The 21,777-nt window shown below is 70.6% G+C and carries 27 protein-coding genes; 15 read left to right on the top strand and 12 right to left on the bottom strand.

What is annotated here, in order from left to right; translation table 11 throughout:
• Positions 1–21: 21 nt before the first annotated feature.
• The 9 genes from MFF56_RS23345 to MFF56_RS23305 all read left to right on the top strand — a co-directional run bounded on the left by MFF56_RS23345 (position 22) and on the right by MFF56_RS23305 (position 4,484).
• A complete protein-coding gene (locus tag MFF56_RS23345) occupies positions 22–798 on the top strand; it encodes a hypothetical protein (protein ID WP_238231329.1) in 777 nt (258 codons plus the stop codon).
• Between the two features lie 82 nt (positions 799–880).
• Positions 881–1,702: a hypothetical protein gene (locus MFF56_RS23340; protein ID WP_238231327.1), complete on the top strand. Its 822-nt coding sequence runs from the start codon at positions 881–883 to the stop codon at positions 1,700–1,702.
• Entirely contained in the window at positions 1,702–1,953 is a 252-nt protein-coding gene (locus tag MFF56_RS23335) for a hypothetical protein (protein ID WP_238231325.1), read from the top strand. The genes MFF56_RS23340 and MFF56_RS23335 overlap by 1 nt, the downstream gene beginning before the upstream one ends.
• Positions 1,946–2,233 (top strand): ribosomal protein L7/L12, encoded by a 288-nt coding sequence (locus MFF56_RS23330; RefSeq protein ID WP_238231323.1) that lies wholly within the window; start codon positions 1,946–1,948, stop codon positions 2,231–2,233. The genes MFF56_RS23335 and MFF56_RS23330 overlap by 8 nt, the downstream gene beginning before the upstream one ends.
• Positions 2,234–2,414: 181 nt before the next feature.
• Positions 2,415–2,828: a hypothetical protein gene (locus tag MFF56_RS23325; RefSeq protein WP_238231321.1), complete on the top strand. Its 414-nt coding sequence runs from the start codon at positions 2,415–2,417 to the stop codon at positions 2,826–2,828.
• Between the two features lie 122 nt (positions 2,829–2,950).
• A complete protein-coding gene (locus tag MFF56_RS23320; RefSeq protein WP_238231319.1) occupies positions 2,951–3,283 on the top strand; it encodes a hypothetical protein in 333 nt (110 codons plus the stop codon).
• Positions 3,284–3,411: 128 nt separating this feature from the next.
• Entirely contained in the window at positions 3,412–3,849 is a 438-nt protein-coding gene (locus MFF56_RS23315) for a hypothetical protein (protein WP_238231317.1), read from the top strand.
• Between the two features lie 12 nt (positions 3,850–3,861).
• Positions 3,862–4,161, top strand: a complete 300-nt coding sequence (locus MFF56_RS23310) for a hypothetical protein (RefSeq protein ID WP_238231315.1) — start codon at positions 3,862–3,864, stop codon at positions 4,159–4,161.
• Positions 4,161–4,484, top strand: a complete 324-nt coding sequence (locus MFF56_RS23305; RefSeq protein ID WP_238231314.1) for a hypothetical protein — start codon at positions 4,161–4,163, stop codon at positions 4,482–4,484. Before MFF56_RS23310 ends, MFF56_RS23305 begins: the two co-directional genes overlap by 1 nt.
• Positions 4,485–4,531: 47 nt before the next feature.
• Here the strand turns inward: MFF56_RS23305 and MFF56_RS23300 are convergent, their stop codons facing one another.
• Positions 4,532–5,122, bottom strand: coding sequence for a metallophosphoesterase family protein (locus tag MFF56_RS23300; protein ID WP_238231312.1), 591 nt, complete (start codon positions 5,120–5,122; stop codon positions 4,532–4,534).
• Positions 5,123–5,708: 586 nt separating this feature from the next.
• Here MFF56_RS23300 and MFF56_RS23295 point away from each other — a divergent pair.
• On the top strand, positions 5,709–5,909 hold the full coding sequence (locus MFF56_RS23295) for a hypothetical protein (protein ID WP_238231309.1): 201 nt from the start codon (positions 5,709–5,711) through the stop codon (positions 5,907–5,909).
• Here MFF56_RS23295 and MFF56_RS23290 read toward each other — a convergent pair.
• From MFF56_RS23290 to galE, 4 genes are all read right to left on the bottom strand, one after another.
• Positions 5,906–7,519 carry an integrase arm-type DNA-binding domain-containing protein gene (locus MFF56_RS23290; RefSeq protein ID WP_238231307.1) on the bottom strand — a complete coding sequence of 538 codons (1,614 nt, stop codon included), beginning with the start codon at positions 7,517–7,519 and terminating at the stop codon, positions 5,906–5,908. The two genes, MFF56_RS23295 and MFF56_RS23290, sit on opposite strands and share 4 nt — an antisense overlap.
• Before the next feature lie 374 nt (positions 7,520–7,893).
• Positions 7,894–8,631: a Crp/Fnr family transcriptional regulator gene (locus MFF56_RS23285; protein ID WP_066918317.1), complete on the bottom strand. Its 738-nt coding sequence runs from the start codon at positions 8,629–8,631 to the stop codon at positions 7,894–7,896.
• A 293-nt stretch (positions 8,632–8,924) separates the two neighbouring features.
• Positions 8,925–10,145 (bottom strand): lytic murein transglycosylase, encoded by a 1,221-nt coding sequence (locus tag MFF56_RS23280; RefSeq protein WP_082772803.1) that lies wholly within the window; start codon positions 10,143–10,145, stop codon positions 8,925–8,927.
• Between the two features lie 3 nt (positions 10,146–10,148).
• A complete protein-coding gene (gene galE, locus MFF56_RS23275) occupies positions 10,149–11,138 on the bottom strand; it encodes a UDP-glucose 4-epimerase GalE (RefSeq protein ID WP_066918315.1) in 990 nt (329 codons plus the stop codon).
• Positions 11,139–11,305: 167 nt separating this feature from the next.
• On the opposite strand from galE, the gene galU reads away from it, so the two are divergent.
• Positions 11,306–12,172, top strand: coding sequence for a UTP--glucose-1-phosphate uridylyltransferase GalU (gene galU, locus MFF56_RS23270; RefSeq protein ID WP_066918313.1), 867 nt, complete (start codon positions 11,306–11,308; stop codon positions 12,170–12,172).
• 286 nt (positions 12,173–12,458) lie between these two features.
• Here galU and MFF56_RS23265 read toward each other — a convergent pair whose 3' ends face one another.
• A complete protein-coding gene (locus MFF56_RS23265; protein ID WP_238231304.1) occupies positions 12,459–13,361 on the bottom strand; it encodes an N-formylglutamate amidohydrolase in 903 nt (300 codons plus the stop codon).
• 228 nt (positions 13,362–13,589) lie between these two features.
• On the opposite strand from MFF56_RS23265, the gene cpdR reads away from it, so the two are divergent.
• The 4 genes from cpdR (at position 13,590) to MFF56_RS23245 (ending at position 15,754) form a co-directional block, all read left to right on the top strand.
• Complete coding sequence (gene cpdR / locus MFF56_RS23260) at positions 13,590–13,946, top strand: cell cycle two-component system response regulator CpdR (protein WP_003603128.1); 357 nt, start codon at positions 13,590–13,592, stop codon at positions 13,944–13,946.
• 75 nt (positions 13,947–14,021) lie between these two features.
• Entirely contained in the window at positions 14,022–14,291 is a 270-nt protein-coding gene (gene grxC, locus MFF56_RS23255) for a glutaredoxin 3 (RefSeq protein ID WP_066919012.1), read from the top strand.
• Positions 14,284–15,141, top strand: a complete 858-nt coding sequence (locus MFF56_RS23250; RefSeq protein WP_066919014.1) for a carbon-nitrogen hydrolase family protein — start codon at positions 14,284–14,286, stop codon at positions 15,139–15,141. Before grxC ends, MFF56_RS23250 begins: the two co-directional genes overlap by 8 nt.
• 160 nt (positions 15,142–15,301) lie before the next feature.
• The gene (locus MFF56_RS23245) at positions 15,302–15,754 is read left to right on the top strand and encodes a DUF1178 family protein (protein WP_066919016.1); all 453 of its coding nucleotides are present in this window, start codon (positions 15,302–15,304) and stop codon (positions 15,752–15,754) included.
• Here MFF56_RS23245 and MFF56_RS23240 read toward each other — a convergent pair.
• From MFF56_RS23240 to MFF56_RS23215, 6 genes are all read right to left on the bottom strand, one after another.
• A complete protein-coding gene (locus MFF56_RS23240) occupies positions 15,711–16,232 on the bottom strand; it encodes a disulfide bond formation protein B (protein WP_066919018.1) in 522 nt (173 codons plus the stop codon). The two genes, MFF56_RS23245 and MFF56_RS23240, sit on opposite strands and share 44 nt — an antisense overlap.
• Entirely contained in the window at positions 16,229–16,810 is a 582-nt protein-coding gene (locus tag MFF56_RS23235; protein WP_066919020.1) for a YqaA family protein, read from the bottom strand. The genes MFF56_RS23240 and MFF56_RS23235 overlap by 4 nt, the downstream gene beginning before the upstream one ends.
• Before the next feature lie 128 nt (positions 16,811–16,938).
• Positions 16,939–19,158, bottom strand: a complete 2,220-nt coding sequence (paoC, locus tag MFF56_RS23230) for an aldehyde oxidoreductase molybdenum-binding subunit PaoC (protein WP_066919023.1) — start codon at positions 19,156–19,158, stop codon at positions 16,939–16,941.
• A gap of 3 nt (positions 19,159–19,161) precedes the next feature.
• A complete protein-coding gene (locus MFF56_RS23225; RefSeq protein ID WP_238231303.1) occupies positions 19,162–20,112 on the bottom strand; it encodes an FAD binding domain-containing protein in 951 nt (316 codons plus the stop codon).
• Positions 20,109–20,687 (bottom strand): aldehyde dehydrogenase iron-sulfur subunit PaoA, encoded by a 579-nt coding sequence (gene paoA, locus MFF56_RS23220; protein ID WP_066918793.1) that lies wholly within the window; start codon positions 20,685–20,687, stop codon positions 20,109–20,111. Before paoA ends, MFF56_RS23225 begins: the two co-directional genes overlap by 4 nt.
• Before the next feature lie 155 nt (positions 20,688–20,842).
• Entirely contained in the window at positions 20,843–21,775 is a 933-nt protein-coding gene (locus MFF56_RS23215; protein WP_066918791.1) for an efflux RND transporter periplasmic adaptor subunit, read from the bottom strand.
• Positions 21,776–21,777: the final 2 nt, after the last annotated feature.

Genomic DNA, 21,777 nt, shown 5'->3' with positions numbered 1-21,777 from the left:
CCATCCAGACAGGTCACAGCCATGCTGAGCAGCCTTCTCTCGTCCCTCGGTTCCTCCCTCCCTCCGGCCCTCATGGAGGCGCGTGCCGCCGACAAGCCGGAGCCGATCAAGCTCGACGCCGACGGCATCCTCGCACGCTTCGCCAAGGCGGCGGAGGAGTACGGCTACTGCCCCTTCGCAGTCGGCGACATCGTCGTGCAGCGGCCCGACGCGCCCTTGAAGGGGCCCGGCGAGCCGTGCGTGGTCCTTGAGGTTCTCTACGAGCCGATCCGCATCCAGACGGCGACCAACCCCGAAGATGCCGGGTCAAGCGCTTTCGGCCGCGTCCTCGACATCCGTTACGGCGTCCACCGCAACGGCGTTCTGCAGGCGTGCATGGGGGAGAGCTTCAACTTCGAGGCTTGGACGCCCGAGCACGAGACGGCTTGGCGGGAGAAGCTGGCCAAGGAAGCGGCCAAGCCCGAGCCGGCGAAGGCGCTCACCCTGCAGGAAATGGTGGCGGAGCTCCGGGACCGGCACGCCGGCCGGGAACGCAAGCCCGAGTGGAAGAAGGGCGAGCTCGTCGAGATCCTGAGCGTCGGCGACAGCCAGCACCCGCCCATGGAGGCTGAGGGGGTCAAGATCGGCCTGGTGCAGGAGATCGACCCGTCCGACGGGACGACCAAGCTCCTCTACCACTCCGGCGAGACCGGGAAGATCGGCGGCGGCTGGTTCCGCAACGACAACCTGCGCCGGTACGGGCCGCGCCCGGCTGACGAGATCGCACTGCTCGGCCCTGTCGTGGAGCCGACCGCCTGAGGCATCGCTCTCCGTCGCGCGCCAGGCGGCAGTGGCGCACCACCGATTCCTCCCCCCCACCCCGGTTTCTCAGGAGCGCTTCGTGAAGCGCCAGACCAACGAGTTCAAGACCGAGTTCACCGTCGACGGCGCGGAGACGGTAGCCGTAGCCGCCATTCATCTCAGCATGCGCGGAGTGGATCTCGACCATCCCGCTTCGGCTGACGTGTTAGCCCACGACGTCATGCAGGCCCTCGACGCGGCCGGGTTCTCCGTCGTGCGGAAGCCGCAGCCCGGCTCGACCACGGCGGATCGCGTGGAGTTCGCCCGCCGAACCGGTTGCTGGGACGGCGTCAGTCACCGGGACTACCTCGATTGGGTGCAGTCGCTGGTATTGTCCGCGTCGGGGTCGGGCTTCATGCCTGGGGCGTTGGAGCCCGGGCGGTCTGTGGACGTCCCGCGCGGCAAGGGGATCACGACCGTCGAGGCGCCGGTGGTCACCAGGGACCTCGTCCTGTTCAACTGCGAGGACTACGAGGGCAACTCCGCCGCCGCCGAGGCCCTCGGTCTCGACAGCTACCCGCTCGAAGATGCGGTCACGCTGGGCTGGCTGGTCGACGAGCACGCGGCCTTCAAGCAGACCATCGAGACGCTCTTCTGGGACCTGACGAACGGGTGCGTGTCGAAGCCGAGCACGAGCCTAGACGTAGTCCACGAGCTCGCAGGTAAGGCGTTCATCGTGAACCTGCTGGAGGAGCACCCCGAGCTCGCCGAGGACCCGCTGTTCCGCCCCGCGATGGAGCAGCACCTCGACGTCCGCGAGATATCCGCCGCCGTCGAGATTGCCCAGCTTCGCCGCGACGGGAACCGGGTTGTGCGGGTCGGCACGCTGGGGACCTTCAACCTTGGGAAGGCGACCGCCTGATGCGCCCCTTCCTCGCCCTCATCGCCGGAGGCCCCGGGCGGGTCTCCATCAGCGCGGCCGCCATCGTGGCCATCGTCTTCGTCCTGGCCGGCGCCGGCTGGGACCTCGCCCGCGCGGCGTGGCACGCCAGCCTGTTCGCCTCCGGCTTCGTCTTCGTCTGGGCCGTCCTCGCCATCGTCGGGAACGCCGCCGGCGTCGCCGACGACACCACCCCTTCCGCAACCGCCGCCAAGGAGGCGTCCCGTGATTGACCTGCAGTCCATCGTCCGCCTCGCCATCCGCTCGTCCGAGCAGACCGCCCACCCGAAGATCGAGGCCATCAAGTGGCTCCGGCGCGCCCTCGGCGTCGGGCTGAAGGAGGCCAAGGACATGGTTGAGGACGCCTACATGTGCGGCCCCGTCCGGTTCGCCGAGAAGCACGCCCGCATTGTCGGGGTGCAGGACACCTGCCCGAACCGCCCGCTTGAAGATCTGGAGCGGGACGCTCTGACGGAGTTGAAGCGAGACATGAGCTTGGCGGTGTGGCCTTGACCCGCCGCGGCGAGGCCGCCTGAAACCCCAACGGACCTCTGACAATCCGTTACACTGTATTGATCGCGCGTTACACTCGATGAATGCGCGATTTCTTCTTGATAATGCTTGTGCTGCGCCATGACCGATGGCATATTCCGGTCATGGGCAGGTACAGCCTCCCATCAGAAGGGGCATCCTAATGAGCGCTTACACCGACATCAGCCCCGCCGCCGTCCTCGCCGCCTACGGGTGCGCCCGCGGCTCCTACCAGCGCGCCGTTCTCAACGGCTCCGAGGCCTGGTCCGGCTCGACGCTGACCGGCCGCGCCGCCCGCTACGGCAGCAAGTACCGGACCTCGCGCGAGGAACTCCTCGCCCGCCTCGAAGCCCATCCCGACCTCGCCGTCGAGGAGCGTCTCGCCCGCCGCCGGACCGTTGCCATCGTCACCCGCGAAGAGGCTGCGGCCGCCGGCGGCGCCTACGCCCACATCGAGGCCGAGGCGGAGCGCCAGCGCATCGAGCAGGAGCGCGCCGATGACGAGGCCCAGCGGCTCGCCTTCCTCCAACGCGTCGAGGAGTACCGCGTCGACATGGCGGCCCTCGCCGAGATCTGACGCCGCCGCCGGGGCACCAGCCCCGGCCTCTCGCGGGTCGCCTCACGGGGCGCCCCGCCGGGGGCCGGACAGTCCTTCCCCCAGGGCCGGCAGAGCCGCCCGCCACCACAGGAGCATCCTCGATGAACGCCCTCGTCACCGTCGCCGCCGCCATTCCGGTCGTCACCTGCCAGGCCCTGACCCGGGCCTACGACGCCCGCGACGCCGCCATCGTCCGTGCGCAGAACCTCGCCGCCGCCGTCAAGGCGCGCCGCGCGGAACTCGACGCCCTGGTGGCCGAGGCGCACGCCGCCGTCGTCGCCGTCCACGTCACGACCGGCGTTTGGGCCGAGGCGATGCGCGATCACGCGGCCGCTGTCGACGGCGCCGCCACGGACATGTGGCGGATGCTCGACGCAGGGCTGGGCGACATGTCCTGCGACGCGATCCTCGCCTTCGACCCGAACGCCGTCTGAACCAGCCAACCGCCGGGGCACCCGCCCCGGCCTCTCGCCGGCCGCCTCAGGGGGCGGCCAGCCGGGGGCCGGATTCCTTCCCCCCTCGGGCCGGCATGAGCCGCCCGCCACCGACAGGAGCATCCTCAATGCGCCCATTCCTCCGTCCCGCGCCTCCGCGGCGCCCCCTCCGCGAGGACGAAGCGGGTCCCGCCCGGACCCGGTCCGAGAACGTCGCCCAGATCCTCGCCCTGGTGCTTGGCGAGCCGGAGGCGCACATCTGTCGCCCCGTCGACCCTCGGACGCAGGAGCCGGTCCACGAAAGCCTGGCCATGGAGGTCTGGGCCCGGTCGCACGACGAGGCCCGCATCGTCTGGCAGCAGGCCTGCCTGGACGACCATTTCGACGCCATCCCCGACGGCGATGTCTACCTCACTGTCGAAACCGCCCCGATGACGACCGCCTCGGCCGGCCGGCGCAAACCGGAGCCGCCGCGCCGGTCCGGCTACTACGTCAACCTGCTCGGCCTCGCGTTCCTCGCCGAGCTTGAGCCCGAGGTCGTCCGCGCCCGCAGCCTGGGCATTTAAGGAGCCGCCCCCATGATCGTCTCCGCCATCCCCGCCCGCTACCGCAACTCGGTCTCCGAGGCCGTCCTCAACGCCCTCTCCGACGTCATCGACGTCCAGGAGGCCCGCCGCCGCGTCGCCCACGTCCACGCCTCGACCGGCAAGCGCCGCCCGGCGTGGTACCGCGAGGACCGCCCCAGCGACGAGTTCGCGGCCACTCTCGTCAGCGGCGCCGTCCTGGCATGGGGCCAGGTTTTCGAGGGCGAGCCTTGGGAGCTGTTCTTCTGGCTCGACGCCGACCGCGGCACCGTGATCTGGAGGGAGAAGCTCTGATGACCCCGCGCGAGATGTTGGCCCGTGCCGGCGAGGCCCTGACGGGCGACGACAACTGGGCGAAGGCTGTCGCCCGGGCCCTGGGGGCCTATCACCCGGACGGGCCTCGCGAGACCATCGACCCGAGGTCGGTGTCACGGTGGAGGACCGGCGCGATGGAGATCCTGCCCTGGGCCATCGCGGCGCTGCCGCTGATCCTGCGGGATCACGCGGACGCCCTTGAGACCGAGGCCGGCCGCCTGCATGACGCCGCCGACGACGCGATGGTGGCGGCGTACGAGATCGAGCAGGAACTCAGGGGACCGCCGGGCCCGCGCCGATAGCCACAACGAGAAGGGCCCCCGGTTCGCCGCCGGGGGCCCTTCTCGTTTCAGGCCTCGTCGGCCTCGCGGGCGGCATCCTGGGCCTGCCCGAGGACGACCTCCTCGGGCAGCGCCTCGGTCGCCTCCAGCCGCGCCAGGATCTCGGGGAACGACGCCGGCCGGTACTGCCATCGGTCCACGCCGACGTCGCAGGACTGCCGGGTGTCCGGCAAGAGGCCGTGCGTGTGGCCGTAGAAGTGGAGCGTGCCGCGGAAGGCCCCTGGCCAGGCCCGGAAGGCGTAATGGCAGAGGAACGCGCGGCGCCCCTCAATGACGGTGTCGACGAAGCCCTCGTGCTGCGACGCCCAGGGCAGCGTCTTGCCGCGCTTTTCGTGATTGCCGTGCACCAACCGCTTGACCCCGTTGAGGCGGGAAAACACGCGCGCGGCGTGCTCCTGGGTGCACTTGTAGGCGAAGTCGCCGAGGTGCCAGACCTCGTCCTTCGGGCCGACGGAGGCGTTCCAGGCCTCGACGAGGTACTCGTCGTGCTCGCCGATGGAGGCGAACGGGCGGCCGCTCATCCTGAGCACGGCCTCGTGGCCGAAATGGTGGTCCGCGGTCAGGAGCACGCGGGCGGTCGAAGTCGTGGTCTTGGTCATGAAGGCAGCCTCCTCGAAGGGGGGCTGCGCGCGCGGCGTCACGCCCCCGGGATGGTCGGTCTCGTCGGTTTGGGGGCTATTCGGCGTTTCACGGTCGCCTCTCGGTCGCGGTGTGGGACCAGGGATCGCAGCTCCAGATTCGACCCGTCAAGCGGGGTCGTGCGGCAGGGTTAACGGAAAGCCTGGGCGGAGGCGGCGTCCGTAAAAATGTCATCCAGCGCCGGGGATGGATGACATTGTTACGGAGCGGGCACGTCGCGGTCCGGAGGGCGCCGGCTCCCGAGGTCGGCGAACCTCGCCCGGCACCAGGGGACGTACTGCGACGGCCCGCGGACGTGCCACGCCTTCGGCCACCGGCATCCGACGACGAGGGCGGCCAGGACATCCTCCAGCGACGCCCGGGGACCGAGGCGCGCGATCAGCCTGTCGGTGTCGTAGGAGCCATGGCGCCGAGGGCACCAGGGGCAGACGATGACGACCCGCCGGTTGGGGAACGCCCCCAGCGTCCGCGGCACCTCCATCCCGTCCCCCCCTCCGTTGACCCGATCCGTCCGTTCCCTATCTGTTCTCAAGGCGGAGAGGGTCAATGCCAAGCTGGGACGACATCGCGGGCGCGGCCGCCGGGGACGAGCGGGACGCGTTGCGGAGGGCGATGGCGGAGGACCTGGAGACGGCGGCCGCACGCCGGGGCGGGCCGGGATTCGTGCGGGCCGAGCGCCCGGCCGACCTGGCGAGGGCGCTCGGCCGGGACCGGCGCGGACGCCGGCTGCGGCGGCTGGCCGGTTAGGCCGCGATCTTCCTGGGACGGCCCGGGTTGCGCTTGGCAGGCTTACGCTTCGGGCGCGGCCGCGGCGCCGGCAACGGCTGCAGGGCCAGCAGCGCCCGCTCCCGCTCGACCTCGGCCAGCAGGGCGTCGCACCAGAGCGCCATGCCCTCGGCCTTGAGCGCGATCCGCTGCGCGGTGTCGTAGTGCAGCCGCGTCACCGTGGCCGTCTGCTCCCGCAGGTCCTTCGCCCCCGCGATCTCGTGGTCGAGGATGGCCGAGGCGGCGCCGCCCAGCCTCCGGTCCACGAGGAACTCGGTGATCGACCGCCGCACGTCATGCAACGTCCATTTGCGGATGCCGTGCTCGGTCAGCAGGTCCGGGAGGGGCACCTCCGGGGAGACGCGCTGGGGATCGGCCTTCTTGTGGCGCTTGCCGGCGAGGCGGAACAGGACCTGGTTCATAGACCCGGCGCTCGCGTGCCCCGCCCCCCGCTTCGGCGGGAACAGCCAACGGTTCGACTTGGCGCGGGCGGGCGCGAGCAGGCCTTCGAGCTCCCGCCAGGCGGCAGGGGGCAGCGGCAGGACGTGCTGACGCCTCGACTTCATCTGCGGCCCCTGCCACGTCACCGCGACCCAATCGGCGCCCGGGACGCCGGCGTCCTGCGAGATGTGGCCGACCTGATCGAGTTCCGTCTTGGCGACCTGGCCCGTCCGCTGGCCCGTCAGCACCGTGAACCAAAGCAGGCCCAGCGTGCCGGCCGACGTCCCGTGCTCCGTCTGCCCGAGGGAGCGGTGGCGCTCGGCCAGGGCGAGCGTGCGGGCGAGCTCGGTGAGCGTCGGCGTGTGCTTGCGCTTCCCGGACTTGTACTCGACGTGCCATTGCTCGCGCCACATCGGCCACTTCTCATCGGCCCTGGCCAGGCCGCTCCGGCCGCTGTGCGTCCGCCAGGCCCAATCGAAGGCGTCCTTGGCCTGGTTCACGCACCGAGCGGCGGTCGAAAGGGAATAGTTGGCGATGATCTCGTCCCTGATCTCCTGCAACCTCTCGACGGTGATGGTACAGACCAGCATTCCCTCCAAGCATGCGTAGCCGGGGTGCCGCAGGTACTTGGCGTACTTGGGAAGATAGCTCGCCTCGACCTTGGTCGCCTTGTAGTCGAGGAACTCCTCGATCATGTCCTCCCAGAACCACGGCCCGTTCCGGCGCCGGATCATGCTCGGCACCGGCGGCGGCTCCGAGCGGTCCGGGAAGGCGACGTCCCCGACGACTTCGAGGTCGCCGCCGGTCCGCGCCATGATGTTATGGAAGACCGACATCTCGAACTTCATGTTGTCGCCCTGCCGCAGGCCGACCTTGGCCTTCTCGGCGGCGAACCGGGCCTGGGTGACGTCGAGAAGGTGGTAGGCGCCCAACTTCACCGTGTCGGTCCGGGTGCGCAGGTACCAGGTCAGGGCCTGGGGCGTGAGGCGCAGCGTCAGCCCGCGCTCCTCCGTGTCGCCCCATTCCATGCCCCGGCCAGGGACCTTGCCGTCGAGCAGCAGCCTCTCGGCCCGGGTCACGTGGGCCTTCGTAAGCTTCACCGTCTCGCGGGTGTAGCCCCGCTTCGCCTTCGTCGTCGCCCCCGCCGCCATTCCCGTCCCCCGCGATACAACACCGATACAACGCGGGTCCCGAGAGACCCCGCAAGCCCGGCGTAGGCCGAAAGGCGGGAAAACCTCAATGGATTCAATGGGTGGTTAACGACCGATGGCCGGCGCCCGGCGGGGGCGTTAGGTGGTCAACAAGCCTTCCAAGCTGAATACCCGGGTTCGATTCCCGGTACCCGCTCCACCGCCCGCCGACGCTTCGGCCGCGGTCCCGCGATCAACCGCACCCTTGGCATGATCCGTCCCGGCGCGCCCGTCGGAGCGCTCTTGCCCCGAAGTGGACGCCGGTTCGGCGCAAGAGAGCGCGTCAAGACAGACAGTTTGAGCCGTTACCGTTTGCAACGCGATCGGGAACGACCCTAGGCGTTCGCGCTGAGATGCGCGCCCTCCCGTTCGAGGTGCAGATAGTTCGGGTTGAACAAGGCCGCCTTCTGCAAGGCCGCGAGGTCCGGAACCGTCAGCTGACGGCTCTTGAGGAGGATCAGGCCTGCGTTCCGCATCTCCTTCAGCGTGCGGTTCACGTGCACGTTCGTCAGGCCCGTCGCGTCGGCCAGCTCGAGCTGGGTGAGCGGAAACGGGCAGGTGCTTCCCTCCGCCAGCCCGACCGCGCGCAGGCGCAGGAACAGCTCGCAGAACAGGTGCGCGAGCCGTTCCAGGGCGGTACGGCGCCCGATGTTGACGGTCCACTCCCGCTGGATGGCCGCGTTGACCAGGCTTTCCCACCACAATGCCCGCGTGATCCGGGGGTGGCGGTCCATCGTGTCGAGCAAGATCTCGCGCGGGACCGTGGCGAGGCGCACGGGCGTGATCGCGGCGATCGCGTGGTCCATCTCGCGCAGGACGTAGATATGGATGTCGCAGAGATCGCCCGGCACGAAGAAGGCCACGATCTGCCGACGGCCGTCCTCCAACTGCTTGTAGCGACATGCCCAGCCGTCGAGGAAGAGGTTCACGGTCTCCGGTCGGTCGCCCTCCTGGATGATGTCCACGCCGGCCTCGATCAGGCGCACCTTGCGCGCCAGCGCCTTCAGAACCTGCCTGTCCTCGTCCGAGAGACGGGTGAAACGTTCGAGCTTGTCGATGAGATGCTGCGGCATGCTCTCGCCTGGCGCGCACCCGTGCCCGTGCGCGTCGCCACGATAGGCGGCCCGGGCGGGCCCGCATCTCACGTAGGTGAATCTTCGGCGACGCGATCGCCGGGATCGGCGAGGCTCCGCCCGCGGCCGCGCGACGAAGCGAGGTCCGCTCGCCGCTCCCGCGCGGCGCGGATCCGACTGGACCGATCGAGGCCTCGGCGTTCGCGCGGGCTCGGCGCACCGCGCGAAACGCCCGATCGCCGGGAGCCACTCCTCTGCACGCGACGGTGCTGCGGGAGTTCTGGGAGAGGCTCCTAACGCGGCGCCGCCTCACGCCGCGCCCGTAGATGCTCCAGCACCGCCGGGGTCGCGTAGCCGTCGGCGGTGAGACCCTCGCGGATCTGGTAGCGGCGCAGCGCCTCGCGCAGCTTCGGCCCGGCCCGCCCGTCGGCCTCCGCCTCGTAGAGCCCCTCGGCCTTCAGCCCGGTCTGCAGCGCCTTCAATCCGGCCGTATCGAGCCGCGCCGCCGCGCTCGGCCACGAATCGGCGAGGGCCGGGCCTCCCGCGAGCCGGTCGGCGAGATGCCCGACGGCGAGCGCGTAGGAATCCGAGGTGTTGTAGGCCCGGACCACCTCGAAATTGTCGGTGATCAGGAAGGCGGGTGCGCCGAGGCCGCCGGGCAGGAACAGGCTGGCCCGGCCCGAACCGGGCAGGGCCGCGCCGTCGATGCGCCGGACCCCGGCCCGCGCGAACTCCGAGAGGTCGGCCGCGTAGCGGCCGAGGTCGAGGCCCGGCGGCAGCGTGACGGCGTAGCCCCAGGACAGGTCGGGGTTCCAGCCGAGATTCTTCAGGTAGGCGGCGATCGAGGCGAGCGCGTCCGCGTCGCTCGCCCAGATGTCGCGGTGAGCGTCGCCGTCGAAATCGACCGCATGGCGCAGGTAGGTCGAGGGCAGGAACTGCACCTGCCCCATGGCGCCGGCCCAGCTTCCCTTCATCCGGTCAGGCGCGATGTCGCCCCGTTGCAGGATGGCGAGGGCATCGAGGAGTTCGTTGCGGAAGAGGTCGCCCCGGTACCGGGCCTGCGCCAGGGTGGCCAGCGCGCGGACGGTCTGCACGCTGCCGCCGCTCGCGCCGAAATCGGACTCCACGCCCCAGAACGCCAGCACGATCCAGCGCGGCACGCGGTAGCGGGCCTCGATCGCGTCGAGCGTCGCGGCGAGCGCGCGGGCACGCGCCTGCCCCCGGGCGATCCGCGCGGCCGAGACGGCGCCGACGAGGTAGTCCCAGACCGGGCGCCCGAACTCGCCCTGGCGGCGTGTCCGCGCCAGGACCGCGGGATCCGGTGCCGTCACCCCCGCGAAGGCGGAATCGAAGGTCGCGCGCGAGATCCCGCGGGCCTCGGCGTCCGGCCGCAGCGCCGCCACGAAGGTCGCAAACGCCGCGCCCGGCGGAACGGTGCCCTGCGCGGCGACCGGCGCCGGATGGGCGGCCAACCCGAGGCAGAGCGTCAGCGCGGCGAGACCTCCCGGGCGCACGGTTCAGATCCGGTTGCGCTTGGCGAGGTGATCTTCCCAGTCGAGGGCCTGACGCACGATTGCCTCAAGGTCGTCGTGGCGCGGAACCCAGCCGAGTTCCGTCCGGATCCGCTCGGAGCCGGCCACGATCCGAGCCGGGTCGCCGGCGCGGCGCGGGCTGAGCCGGACGGCGAAATCCCGGCCCGAGACGCGCTTGACCACGTCCACCACCTCCAGAACGGAGTAGCCGCGCCCGTAGCCGCAATTGAGCGTCAGGCTCGCGCCGCCCCCGCGCAGGTGGTCGAGGGCGACACGGTGCGCCTCCGCGAGGTCCGAGACTTGGATGTAGTCGCGCAGGCAGGAGCCGTCCGGCGTCGGGTAATCGGTCCCGAACACCTCCATGTGGCTGCGCTGTCCGAGCGCGGCCTGGGTCGCGACCTTGATCAGATGGGTGGCGTTCGGCGTCGATTGGCCGGAGCGGCCCCGCGGGTCGGCGCCCGCGACGTTGAAGTAGCGCAGGATCACGTAGCTGAAGCCGTGGGCGCGGGCCGCGTCCGCGATCATCCACTCGCTCATCAGCTTCGAGCGGCCGTAGGGATTGATCGGGTTGGGATCCAGCGTCTCCGGCACCGGAACGGTCGCCGGCTCGCCGTAGACGGCCGCCGTGGAAGAGAAGATCACGTGCCGGATCCCGCTCCGCACGGCGGCCTCGAGCAGGGCGCGGGTCTTCACGGTGTTGGCCAGATAGTAGCCGAGCGGGTCGGCCACCGAGTCCGGCACCACGATCCGGGCCGCGAAATGCGCGAGCGCGTCGCAGCCGTGGGTCCGGATCGTCCGGGCGACGAGATCCGCGTCCGCCACGTCGCCGACCACGAGCTTCACCTCGGGCGGCAGCAGCCAGTCGTAGCCGGTCGAGAGGTCGTCGAGCACCACGACGTCCTGCCCCGCATCGACCAGTGCCAGGACCATGTGGCTGCCGATATAGCCGGCCCCGCCCGTGACCAGAACCGTCATCGCCCCGTTCTCCCGCCGCGGTCTCCCGGCTCTTCAACCCGTTCGGGGTGAAGCTTTGCTGTCGATGCGTCAATAAGCCTTGATGGAGGAAAAGTCGTGCTATCTCTGCGGTTGCACGCCCGCGTCTCCGCGGACCGCGCCGTTCCGTCCACGATCAGGTTCCGACGATGAAACCAATCCGCAAGGCTGTCCTCCCCGTCGCCGGACTCGGCACGCGCTTCCTGCCGGCGACGAAGGCGGTGCCGAAGGAAATGCTCACGGTGGTGGACCGCCCCGTGGTGCAGCACGTGGTCGACGAGGCGCGGGAGGCCGGCATCGAGCACTTCATCTTCGTCACCGGCCGCGGCAAGGCGGTGATCGAGGACCATTTCGACATCGCCTACGAACTCGACCGCACGCTGCAGGAGCGGAACAAGCAGGCCGCCTACGACGAGCTGAAGCGGGACCTGCCGAAGGCCGGCCAGACCAGCTTCACCCGCCAGCAGGCGCCGCTCGGCCTGGGCCACGCGGTCTGGTGCGCCCGCGAGATCGTCGGCGACGAGCCCTTCGCGGTGCTGCTGCCGGACATGCTGAGCCGGGGCTGCATGGGCCAGATGCTGAACGCCTACGAGCGCCACGGCGGCAACGTCATCGCGGTGGAGGAGGTCGCGCCGCAAGAGACCCACCAGTACGGCATCGTCAGCGTGGGCGAGACCTTCGGCCAGACCTTCGAGATCACCGGCATGGTCGAGAAGCCGAAGCAGGGCACGGCGCCCTCGAACTTCATCATCTCGGGCCGCTACATCCTCCAGCCCGAGATCTTCGCGATCCTCGAGAAGGGCGAGACCGGGGCGGGCGGCGAGATCCAGCTCACCGACGCGATGATCAAGCTCATGGGCGAGCAGAGCTTCTACGGCATGCGCTACGAGGGCCGGACCTACGACACCGGCTCCAAGATCGGCTTCCTCACCGCAAACCTCGCCTACGGGCTGGAGCGGCCGGATCTCGCCGGGCCGCTGAAAGCCGAGATCGAGCGGCTCCTCGGCAAGGCGTGATCGTCGCGGCGCACACCGTCACCAACAAGATGATGGCACGCCAACCATAAGAATCCCGCTGGATTTGCAGCCCGCGCGGCCAAGCCATGCGCGGGAGGCGGGTGAGAAACGTCGGCCGGGTCTTGTGTTTTGTGCGGCGCACTTTACTTTGTGCATTGCGAGAACGCGATGGCGTCGCGGTCCCGCAGCCCTTCTTGGGCGTTTCCTCCCTAGACTTCGGGCCGCTCCTTCGGGAGTGGCCTTTTTTCTGTCCGGTCGATTCCGCCCGCGGGCCGATGTGCGGCCGCTACTCGGCCGCGATCCGCTGCGGCGAAAGATCGCCGATATCGCTCGCCACCTCGGCGACGATGTCCTGCAGCGCCTCGGCCAGGGCGCCGAAGCCCGGCGTCACGGCAAGGCTCGCCTCGTTCATGTAGAGGCCGCGGTTGATCTCGATCTGCAGAGCGTGCCGGGCGAGGTTCGGCTCGCCGTAATGCTCGGTGATGAAGCCGCCCGCGTAGGGCTTGTTGCGCACCACCACGAACCCGCGTGACCGGAAGGCCGCCTCGACGCGCTCCGTCAGCGCGGAGGCGCAGGCCGTGCCGAAGCGGTCGCCGAGCACGATGTCGGCCTTCGGGTCCGCCTCGCGCCCGAGGCTCGAGGAGGGCATCGAGTGGCAGTCGATCAGGATGCACCGGCCAAAGGTGCGGGCCGTGCGCTGGATCAGGCCGCGCAGGGTGCGGTGGTAGGGCTTGTACAGCCGCTCGATGCGCTCGATCGCCTCCTCCACGTCGAGGCGCCCACCGTAGATCTCCTGCCCGTCCGCGACGACGCGCGGCACCGTGCCGAGCCCGCCCGCGACCCGCATCGAGCGCGTGTTGGCGAACGGCGGCAACCGGCCCGAGAACATGCGCGGGTCGAGCTCGTAGGGCTCGCGGTTCACGTCGAGATAGGCGCGGGGAAAGTTGGCCCTCAGGAGCGGCGCGCCCATGGGCACGACGCTGCCGAAGAGCCGGTCGACGTAGGCGTCCTCCGAGCGGCGGAGCGCCAACGGCTGCAGTCTCGAGACGGCGAGGAAGGCGGGCGGATAGACCGCGCCGGAATGGCCGGTGTTGAAGACGAAGGGCAGGGTGTGGCGCGCCGGCTCGTCGACCGCGAAGGGCGGCGCGAAGCCCAGGACGTCGGCGGGGTCCGGGGAGGGCGGTATCATCGTGGCGGGCTTGCCCCAGCAGGTCGGCCAGTCGGCATCGGTACAGTGTGGTGCGGGCGGGCAGCCCTGTCCACTGCGGTGCAGGCCGGCCCCCGGAGCAACCCGTGTGGCGCCCGCGCGGCGGTGCGCCACGTCACGCTGGCGGATCCCGAAATCCTAACGCCTTGTTTACCACCGGCTCCCTTTATGGAATGAACGCGTGCGATTCGAAGGGTTCGGAACCGTCCGATGAAGATCCTGCTGGCGGAAGACGACAACGACATGCGGCGCTTCCTGGCCAAGGCGTTGCAGAACGCCGGCTACGACGTGCTGTCCTTCGACAACGGTCTCTCGGCGTACAACCGCCTGCGCGAGGAGCCGTTCGAACTCCTTCTCACCGACATCGTGATGCCGGAGATGGACGGGATCGAGCTGGCGCGCCGCGCCACCGAACTCGACCCCGACATCAAGGTGATGTTCATCACCGGCTTCGCGGCGGTGGCGCTCAACCCGGATTCGAAGGCACCCAAGGACGCCAAGGTCCTGTCGAAGCCCTTTCACCTGCGCGACCTCGTCAACGAGGTGGAGAAGCTGCTGGCCGCCTGAAGCGTCGGCGCCCGGACCATAGGCGCCGTGCGCGGGCCCGCCTATATGGGCGTGTTCCAAACGCAGGACGCGCCCATGCAGCCGGTCACGATCTACACCACGGCCTGGTGTCCCTACTGCTCGGCGGCCAAGAGCCTGCTGAAGGAGAAGGGCGTCGCCTTCCAGGAAATCGACGTCGAGAAGGCCCCGGGCACCCGCGCCACGATGGTGCAGCGGGCGAACGGCCGCACGAGCGTGCCGCAGATCTTCGTGGGCGAGACGCATGTCGGCGGGTGCGACGACCTCTACGCGCTCGAGCGCGGCGGGCGCCTCGACCCGCTCCTCGAGGATTCGGCCGATGCCTGAGGCTCTAAGCTTCGTCGCCGCCTGCGTGCAGATGCGGTCGGGCCGCGAACCTCTGGCGAACCGCGACGCAGCAGTCGCCGGCGTTCGCGAGGCCGCCGCGGCGGGCGCGCAGTACATCCAGACGCCCGAGATGACCTCGCTGGTCGAGCGCAGCCGCGAGCGCCTGTTCGCGGTCGTGACCGAGCAGGAGGCCGACCCGACGCTGGCCGCGCTCCGCGAGGCGGCCCGCGAGACCGGCGCCGTGGTGCAGGTCGGCTCGCTCGCGATCCGCAACGGCGACAAGGTGGCCAACCGCGCCTTCCTGATCGGCTCGGACGGCGAGATCCTGGCGGCCTACGACAAGCTGCATCTCTACGACGTTGATCTCCCGAACGGCGAGCGCTGGCGCGAATCCGCGACCTATACGGGCGGTGCCTGCGCGGTGGTGGCCGAGACGGCGCTGGCGGCGATCGGCCTCGGCATCTGCTACGACATCCGCTTCCCGGCCCTGTTCCGGGCGCTGGCCGAGTCCGGCGCGGACGTGCTGACGGCGCCAGCCTGCTTCACCCAGCAGACCGGTGAGGCGCATTGGCACGTTCTGCACCGGGCCCGCGCGATCGAGACCGGCTCGTTCATGATCTCGGCCGCCCAGGGCGGGCGCCACGAGGACGGGCGCGACACCTACGGGCACTCGATCATCGTCGATCCCTGGGGCCGCGTCCTGGCGGATGCCGGCGGCGCCGAGCCCGGCGTGATCCTGGCCGAGATCGATCTCGCGCGCGTCGCGGATGCGCGGGCCCGGATCCCCGCCCTGCAGCACTCCAAGCCGTTCCGGGTGGAGCGGGTGGCCGCCGCGGACTCTCGCGAATAGCCTCGGTCCGCGCACCGGGCCCGACCCGGACGCCTGGGGCGCGGCGAAGGGTGATCCGGGAACGGAATGCCGCGCGCGATCGCTGCTGCGCCCCTCACCCATTGCGCCCGCGCGCCGGAACCGCCACGTCCGGCCTCATACCCCGCCACGATCCACGAGCATGATCCGCTATGCCCTCGTCTGCGAGGCCGGCCACGAGTTCGAGAGCTGGTTTCCCTCCTCCGATTCATACGACGACCAGGCTGCGCGCGGGCTGGTCGCCTGCCCGGTCTGCGACTCGACAAAGGTCGGCAAGGCGCTGATGGCGCCGCGGCTCGCGCGCACCGATCAGGCGACCGCGCCCGTGCCGGCTCCCGCCGAGGACGCGCGCGTGCCGATGATCTCCGAGCCCGAGCGGCAGGTGCGCGCGATGCTACGGGCTTTCCGGGCGCACGTCGTCGCGAACTCCGAGGCCGTCGGCCCGCGCTTCGCCGAGGAGGCGCGCAAGATCCATTACGGCGAGAGCGAGGAGCGCTCGATCCACGGGCAGGCGAGCCCCGAGGAGGCCCGCGCCCTGATCGAGGAGGGGATCAGCGTCGCGGCGCTGCCGATCGTTCCCGACGACCGGAATTGAGCGCGGCTTTCCCCGCCACCGAGGCGAGCACGAAGGCGATCACCGCGTTCCAGCCGGCGAGCGAGAGGCCGAGGATGCGCAGGGCCGCGGTCGAGCAGTCGGTCACCCGCGTGCTCGCGAGGGCGTCGCGGAAGCTGCCGAGGTCCGCCGGGTTGGCGCTGCCGCCGCCGCAATCGGTCGGGCCCGGCCAGAAGCCCCATTCGGCGCCCGCGTGGTAGACGCCGAGGCCGGCACCGTAGAGCAGGCCCGCCGCGGCAAGGCCGAGCGTCAGCCGGGCGAGGCGCTCGGGAAGGAACAGGCCGATCAGCGCCAGCGGGATCGCCGCGTAGTAGGGCAGGCGCTCCGTCAGGCAGAGCTTGCACGGCGCGTAGCCGTAGATGTGTTCCAGCACGAGCGCCCCGCCGACCGTCAGCACGGAGCCGATCAGAACGGCGAGCGCCGCCCGCTTCAGGCGCAACAGCGCGATCTCGTCGATCACAGGACCACCTTGAACAGGACGAAGCCGAGGACGATCACGGCGACGGAGATCGCCGCGACCGCGTTGAGGTGCCGGTCGAGCACGCCGCGGATCTGGACGCCGTAGCGACCCAGCAGCGCCGCCAGCAGGAAGAAGCGTGCCCCGCGGGTGACGACCGAGAGCACCGTGAACCAGAACAGGCTGTAATGCGCGAAGCCCGACGTAATGGTCACGAGCTTGTAGGGGATCGGCGTCAGACCTTTCAGCAGGATCACCCAGTGCCCGTAGGCCGCGTAGGATTCCTGGAAGGTCGCGGCCGAGTTCTGCAGGCCGTAGAGCTTGATCAGCCACTGCCCGAGCGAGTCGAACAGCAGCGCGCCGATGGCGTAGCCGACGAGACCCCCGAGGACGGAGGCAACCGTGGTGACCGTGGCGTAGAACCAGACCCGGTCCGGGCGGCTCACCGCCATCGGCACCAGCATCACGTCGGGCGGGACCGGGAAGAACGAACTCTCGGCGAAGGCGACGGCGCCGAGGGCCCAGGGCGCGGATGGCTTTCCGCTGAGCGCGAGTATCCACTCGTAGAGGCGGCGGATCATGCAGGTCCGTGGTCGTACGGTCGGGAGAGCGCGGCCCTTTGAGCACAGCCGTGCGGCCGACGCCAGCAGACATCGGCGGTATCCCGGGCGGCCCCGCACAACCGGGGCCGCCCGGGGGGCGGCACGCATCAGGCCGCGTCGGGCATCCGGTCGAGGAGCTTGTCGAGGGTGATCGGATAGTCTCGGACCCGGATGCCGGTGGCGTTGTAGATCGCGTTCGCGACCGCCGCGCCGACGCCGCTGATGCCCAGTTCGCCCACGCCCTTGGCTTTCATCGGCGAGGACATCGCATCGACCTCGTCGAGGAAGATCACCTCCTGGTGCGGGATGTCGGCGTGGACCGGAACCTCGTAGCCGGCCAGATCGTGGTTGACGAAGAAGCCGCGGCGCGTGTCGACCTCGAGCTTCTCCATCAGCGCCGCGCCGGTGCCCATCACCATCCCGCCGATGACCTGGCTGCGGGCCGATTTGGGGTTGAGGATCCGCCCGGCCGCGCAGACGCACAGCATCCGCCGCACACGGACCTCGGCGGTGTCGGCATCGACCGCCACCTCGACGAAATGGGCGCCGAAGGTCGATTGCTGCTGCGCGTCCGTGATCTTGCCGAACTCGATCGTGTCCTCGGCCGCGATCGCGCCGTCCCGCACCGCCTCGGTGAGCGGCACCGCTCGGTTGCCCGAGCGGACCTCGCCGTTCTCGAACACCGCGTCGGTGGCGTTGAAGCCCAGGCGCTGCGCCACGCTCTCGCGCAGCTTCACACAGGCGGCGTAGACGCCCGCGGTCGCGGAATTCGCGCCGAACTGGCCGCCGGACCCCGAGGAGACCGGGAAATCCGAATCGCCGAGCCGGACCACGACCTGTTCCAGGGCGACGCCCATCATCTCGGCCGCGGTCTGGGCGATGATGGTGTAGCTGCCGGTGCCGATGTCGGTCATGTCGGTCTCGACCGTGACCGTGCCAGACTCGTCCAGCCGGACCCGCGCGCCCGACTTCATCACGAGATTGTTGCGGAAGGCCGCGGCCATCCCGATCCCGACGAGCCAGCGCCCGTCCCGCACGGCACCCGGCCGCGCGTCCCGCTTCGACCAACCGAAGCGCTCGGCGCCGAGTCGCAGGCAGCCCACGAGATCGCGGTGGGAGAAGCGGCGGCCCGGATCGTTCGGATCGACCTGGGTGTCGTTGCGGATGCGGAACTCCACCGGGTCGAGCCCGAGCCGCTCCGCCATCTCGTCCATGGCGACCTCGAGGACCATCAGGCCCGGAGCCTCACCGGGTGCGCGCATGGCGTTGCCCTCCGGCAGGTCGAGCGCGGCGAGCTTCACCGCGGTCAGGCGATTGGCGCCCGCGTAGAGGAGCTTGGTCTGGCTCACCGCAGTCTCGGGACTGCCCTCGGGGAGGTTGCCCGAGATGCTCTCGTGAGCGATCGCCGTGATCGTCCCGTCCTCGAGCGCCCCGATGCGCACGCGCTGCATCGTGGCCGGCCGATGCGTGGTGTTGTTGGCGATCAGCGGGCGCGTCAGCGCGACCTTGACCGGGCGCCCGGCGGCCTTGGCGCCGAGCGCGGCGAGGATCGCGTCCGCGCGCACGAAGAGCTTGCCCCCGAAGCCGCCGCCCACATAGGGCGCATCCAGCCTGACCTTCTCCTTCGGCAGCCCTAGGATCTTGGCGATGCTGCCGTGGCCCCAGCCGATCATCTGGTTGGCGGTCCAGAGCGTGAGCCGGTCGCCTTCCCAGGCCGCGGTCGTCGCGTGCGGCTCCAGCATGGCGTGGCTCTCGTCGGCGGTCGTGTAGGATCGGTCGAGCGTCACCGGCGCTTCCGCGAAGGCCGCCTCGAAATCGCCGACCCGCTCTTCACCGTCCCCGCCGCTGCCCTCGCCGCTGTCGGCCGGGACCGGCTCGGCGGACTTCGCCGCCTCGGCGAGGTCGAAGCTGCCTGCCTCCGGCGCGTAATCGACACGGACCAAGAAAGCGGCGGCGCGGGCCTGCTCGAAGGTTTCCGCGACCACGACGGCCAGCGCCTGATGGTAGTGCTGGATGACGTCGCCGCCGAACAGGTAGGCCGTGTTCATGACGCCGCGCTTGAGGCGCGGCGTGTCGAGCGTGGTCACCACCGCCAGGACGCCGGGAGCCCCGAGCGCCGCCGCGGAGTCGATCGCGGTGACGCGCCCCTTGGCGATGGCGGAGCCGAGCACGTAGCCGTAGGCCGCGTTCGGCGCCGCGTCGTGGCGCTCGTAGGCGTAGGGGGCCGTGCCCGTGGTCTTGTACTTGCCGTCGATGCGGTCGGTCGGCTGCCCGACGACCTTGAGCCGGTCGATCGGGTTCTGCCCCGCGGGGGTGTCGAACTTCATAGCTCAGGCCCTCGCCTGGTTGAGCGCCGCACCGAGGATCCGCTCGGCGAGCTTCAGCTTGAACGCGTTGTCGTGTGTGGGCCGGGCCTCGGCGAAGACCTGATCGGTCACGGCCCGCGCGCCTCTGGGCAGGTCGGCCTCGGCCGCCTCGACGCGCCAGGGCTTGTGGGCGACGCCGCCGAAGGCAACGCGTCCGGTGCCGTCCGGGCCGATCACGGCGGCCGCCGAGACCAGCGCGTAGGCGTAGGAGGCCCGGTCGCGGACCTTGCGGTAGATGTGCGTGCCGGCGACCGGCTTCGGCAGCGTGACCGCGGTGATCAACGCGCCGGGCTCGAGGGTGGTGTCGATCTCCGGCCGGTCCTCGGGCAGGCGGTGGAAGTCGGCGATCGGGATCCTGCGCTCGGTGCCCGCCGCATCGATCGTCTCCACCGTCGCGTCGAGGACGCGCATGGCCACCGCCATGTCGCCCGGATGCGTGGCGATGCAGGCCTCGCTGGAGCCGACGACGGCGAGTTGCCGGCTCGCCCCGTCCAGGGCCGAGCAGCCCGAGCCCGGCTGTCGCTTGTTGCAGGCCTGCGCGGTGTCGTAGAAATAGGGGCAGCGCGTGCGCTGAAGCAGGTTGCCGGCGGTGGTCGCCCGATTGCGCAGCTGGCCCGATGCGCCCGCCAGCAGGGCGCGGGAGAGGACGCCGTAATCCTTGCGGACGCGGGCGTCGGCCGCGAGGTCGGTGTTGCGCACGAGGGCGCCGATGCGCAGGCCGCCCTCCGGCGTCGGCTCGATCCTGTCGAGGCCGAGCCCGTTCACGTCGACCAAGTGGGTTGGCGTCTCGATCTGAAGCTTCATCAGGTCGAGCAGGTTCGTGCCGCCTGCGATGAACTTCGCCCCGGGGTTTCGCGCCACGGACGCGGCCGCCTCGGCGGGCGTCCCCGGGCGCTCGTAGCTGAAGGCCTTCATGCGCGTCCCCCGGCAACTTCGCTCATCGCCTCGACGATGTTGGAATAGGCGCCGCAGCGGCAGATGTTGCCGCTCATGCGCTCGCGGATCTCGGCCTCTGTGATCTCCGGAGCCGCCTCGAGATCGACCGTGACGTGGCTCGGGATGCCGGCGCGGATCTCCTCCAGCACCGCGACGCCCGAGCAGATCTGGCCCGGCGTGCAGTACCCGCACTGGTAGCCGTCGTGGCGCACGAAGGCGGCCTGCATCGGATGCAGGTTGTCCGGCTGCCCGAGCCCCTCGATGGTGACGATCTCCGCACCCTGGTTCATCACCGCCAGCGTGAGGCAGGCGTTGATGCGCCGCCCGTCCACGATCACCGTGCAGGCGCCGCACTGGCCGTGGTCGCAGCCCTTCTTCGAGCCGGTGAGATGCAGGTGCTCGCGCAGGGCATCGAGCAAGCTGGTGCGGGTGTCTAGTTCGAGGTCCCGCCTCTGGCCGTTCACTGTGAAGGCCACCCGGGCCAGGACGGGCCCGTCGCCGACCGGCCTGTCGCTGCGGGCGGGCGATGCCGCTGCGGCGGATACGTCCACCATCGAGTCTCTCCGGTTCTGGGCGTCGTGTGCCGCCCCCCCGCCGGCTCGACGCGAGCCGGCGGGAGCGCGGACAATTCAGATCGGCTCCAAACTAGGTTTCGGTTGCGCGCCGATCAGGGGGGCGGAGGCAGCGGCATCGCGTCCGCCGTCCGGACCTACCGGGAGGCGGGCGTCGCCGCGCCCCGCCAGGGCCGCAACGGGTCGAAAACGGGCGCGGACCCCTGCGGCTCGATCGCGACGGTCGCCGTGCGGCCGGAGACGAGGCGGACGCCTTTGGGCGCGGGGTCGAGGGCGATCCGGACCGGCACCCGCTGGGCGAGGCGGACCCAGGCGAAGGTCGGGTTGACGCTGGCCAGCAGGTTGGAGCCCGCCGTGCGCTCCCGGTCCTCGATGCCGCCAGCGAAGCTCTCGACCCGGCCGGTCAGCGTCGCGCTTTCGCCCATCAGCCGGACGCTCGCCCGGTCGCCGACCTGGATGCGCGGGAGCTTCGTTTCCTCGAAATAGCCCTCCACCCGCAGCGTATCGCCGTCGATGAGCGCCATCACGCCGCGCCCGGTGGTGACGTAGGCCCCGGGTCGCAGCTCCATGTTGGTGATCCGCCCGTTCACCGAGGCCCTCACGGCGGAGCGGGCGAGATTGAGCTTGGCGAGGTCCCGGTCGGCCATCGCCTGATCGTAGGCCGCCTTCGCCTCGAGGTTGGCGGCCCGCGCCGCCTCGACCCTCTGCTGGGACACGGCCGCGTCGCTGAGCTGCGTGTAGCGGGCGTAGTCGGCGGCCGCCTGCTCGGCGCTGGCGCGCTTGCCATCGACCACGGCCTCCGACTGCCGCAGGGCGAGCGCGAAACGGTCGGGATCGATCCGGAACAGGATGTCGCCCCGCTTCACCACTTGGTTGTCCTCGACCAAGACCTCGGTGACGAGGCCGGAGACGTCGGGCGCCACCGCGACCACGTCCGCGCGCACCCGCCCGTCCCGGGTCCAGGGCGCCTCCATGTAGTAGTCCCAGAGTGCGAGGCCGACGACGAAAGCGGCCGCGACCGTCGCCAGAGTGACGAGGAGCCGAAGGGAGAGCGCGAGGTACCGGGGCATGG

The sequence above is a fragment of the Methylobacterium hispanicum genome (assembly GCF_022179285.1).
GTDB lineage: Bacteria > Pseudomonadota > Alphaproteobacteria > Rhizobiales > Beijerinckiaceae > Methylobacterium > Methylobacterium hispanicum.
The sequence above is the reverse complement of the archived record's forward strand: the minus strand, read 5'-3'. Positions and strand labels throughout refer to the sequence as shown.